The organism is Pseudoalteromonas sp. AWH4_217, from assembly GCF_056161105.1.
The window spans coordinates 1-578 of the sequence record NZ_JBSWYM010000061.1 but is presented as its reverse complement, the minus strand read 5'-3'; the positions used below and the strand labels follow the sequence as shown (position 1 = coordinate 578).

The window sequence follows — 578 nt, the reverse complement described above, 5'->3', positions numbered from 1 at the left end:
CTCAGGGAAGTCTTCGTCGGCCTGAGCTTCATCGCTTACCGTCGCTTCTTCTTGAGCTTGTTCCGCTGCTGGCTCTTCGACTTCGGGCTCGACGTCCATCGCAGCTAGCGCATCTTCTTCATCAAACTCAGGGAAGTCTTCGTCGGCCTGAGCTTCATCGCTTACCGTCTCTTCTTCTTGAGCTTGTTCCGCTGCAGGCTCTTCGACTTCGGGCTCGGCGTCCATCGCAGCTAGCGCATCTTCTTCATCAAACTCAGGGAAGTCTTCATCGGCCAGGGCTTCATCGCTTACTGTCGCTTCCTCGGCTGCTGGCTCTTCGAATTCAGGCTCTGCGTCCATCGCACTCAACGCGTCTTCTTCGTCAAACTCAGGGAAGTCTTCGTCGGCTAACACTTCGTCGCTTAATGTCGCTTCCTCTTGAGCTTGTTCCGCTGCAGGCTCTTCGACTTCGGGCTCTGCGTCCATCGCACTCAACGCGTCTTCTTCGTCAAACTCAGGGAAGTCTTCATCGGCCAGGGCTTCATCGCTTACTGTCGCTTCCTCGGCTGCTGGCTCTTCGAATTCAGGCTCTGCGTCCA

1 pseudogene is annotated in these 578 nt (G+C 55.9%); it reads right to left on the bottom strand.

Annotation, left to right across the window (positions count from 1 at the left end):
• Nucleotides 1–578 (bottom strand): annotated as a pseudogene (locus ACXAH1_RS24660) (hypothetical protein); the annotation flags it as partial.